This window comes from Rhizobacter sp. (assembly GCF_031412495.1).
Taxonomy (GTDB): Bacteria; Pseudomonadota; Gammaproteobacteria; order Burkholderiales; family Burkholderiaceae_C; genus Schlegelella_A.
Window position 1 is genome coordinate 1 of record NZ_JANODC010000188.1, and the last position, 1,524, is coordinate 1,524.

At 67.5% G+C, this 1,524-nt stretch carries 2 protein-coding genes; one reads left to right on the forward strand and one right to left on the reverse strand.

Annotated features, from left to right (window positions below; all coding sequences use genetic code 11):
• On the forward strand, nt 1–1,377 hold a 1,377-nt coding region (locus AC30N0_RS06840; RefSeq protein WP_489517176.1), incomplete at its 5' end, for a TRAP transporter large permease.
• A 24-nt stretch (nt 1,378–1,401) separates the two neighbouring features.
• Here AC30N0_RS06840 and AC30N0_RS06845 read toward each other — a convergent pair.
• Nucleotides 1,402–1,524 (reverse strand): homogentisate 1,2-dioxygenase domain-containing protein, encoded by a 123-nt coding sequence (locus tag AC30N0_RS06845; protein WP_489517177.1) that lies wholly within the window; start codon nt 1,522–1,524, stop codon nt 1,402–1,404.

Below are 1,524 nucleotides of genomic sequence, written 5' to 3' on the forward strand. Positions count from 1 at the left end.
CTGCTCTTCATGAGCAGCGGCCTCCCTGTGGCCATCGCCATGGCCGGCGCCTCGCTTGTCTACATCCTGCTCTCCGGCAACCTGCCGCCCTTCGTCGTCATCCACCGGATGGTGAGCGGCATCGACAGCTTCCCCCTGCTCGCGGTGCCGTTCTTCATCCTCGCCGGCAACCTGATGAACAACGCCGGCATCACGACGCGGATCTACAACTTCGCGCTGGCGCTGGTCGGCTGGATGAAGGGCGGCCTCGGCCACGTCAATGTCGTCGGCTCGGTGATCTTCGCCGGCATGAGCGGCACCGCGATCGCCGACGCGGCCGGGCTCGGCACGATCGAGATCAAGGCGATGAAGGAGCACGGCTACCCGACCGAGTTCGCGGTCGGCGTCACCGCGGCGTCGGCGACGCTCGGGCCGATCATCCCGCCGAGCCTGCCCTTCGTGATCTACGGGATGATGGCCAACGTCTCGATCGGGGCGCTCTTCCTCGCCGGCCTGCTGCCCGGGCTGCTGATGGCCGCCCTGATGATGCTCACCGTCGCCTACTACGCGCACAAGAACCAATGGGGCGGCGACATCAAGTTCTCGGCGACGCGCTTCGGCAAGGCGATGATCGAGCTCGGCGTCGTCATCGCCTGGCCGCTCATGCTGTGGCTGGTCGTCAGCCGCTTCGGCGCGCCGGCGCAGATGTCGGTCTTCGTCGCGCTCGGGCTGCTCTTCATCCTCGACCGCATCTTCCGCTTCGAGGCGCTGCTGCCGATCATGACGCCCGTGCTGCTCATCGGCGGCATGACGACCGGCCTCTTCACGCCCACCGAGGGCGCCATCGCCGCCTGCGTCTGGGCCATGATCCTCGGCTTCGCCTGGTACCGCACGCTGAAGTGGACGATGTTCGTCAAGGTCTGCCTCGACACCGTCGAGACGACCGCCACGGTGCTCTTCATCGTCGCCGCCGCATCCATCTTCGGCTGGATGCTCACGGCCACCGGGGTCACCGCCGACATCGCCGCGTGGGTGCTCGCCTTCACCAAGGAAGCCTGGGTCTTCCTGCTCCTGGCCAACCTGCTGATGCTCTTCGTCGGCTGCTTCCTCGAGCCGACGGCGGCGATCACGATCCTGGTCCCGATCCTGCTGCCGATCGCCACCCAGCTCGGCGTCGACCCGGTTCACTTCGGCCTGGTGATGGTGCTGAACCTGATGATCGGCCTGCTCCATCCGCCGATGGGCATGGTGCTGTTCGTGCTGGCCCGCGTCGCCAACCTGTCGTTCGAGCGAACGACGATGGCGATCCTGCCCTGGCTCGTGCCCCTGCTCCTGAGCCTGGTCGTGATCACCTACGTGCCGTCGCTGGTGCTCTGGCTGCCGAAGATGTTCTTCTGAGCTGGCCGCCGCCGGCGGCGCGGCTCAGCGCCGGGCCGGGTCGAAGTGCTTGCGCAGGCCGGCCCAGCAGCGGAAATAGTCGTCCTGCAGCTCGGCCGCCTCGAGGGCCTGCCGCGTCGGCCGCCAGACCTGCCGGCTTTCGAACAT

Coding starts and splice junctions, on each gene's coding strand:
- AC30N0_RS06845 (WP_489517177.1), bottom strand. CDS start 1,524: ATGTTCGAAAGCCGGCAGGTCTGGCGGCCGACGCGGCAGGCCCTCGAG.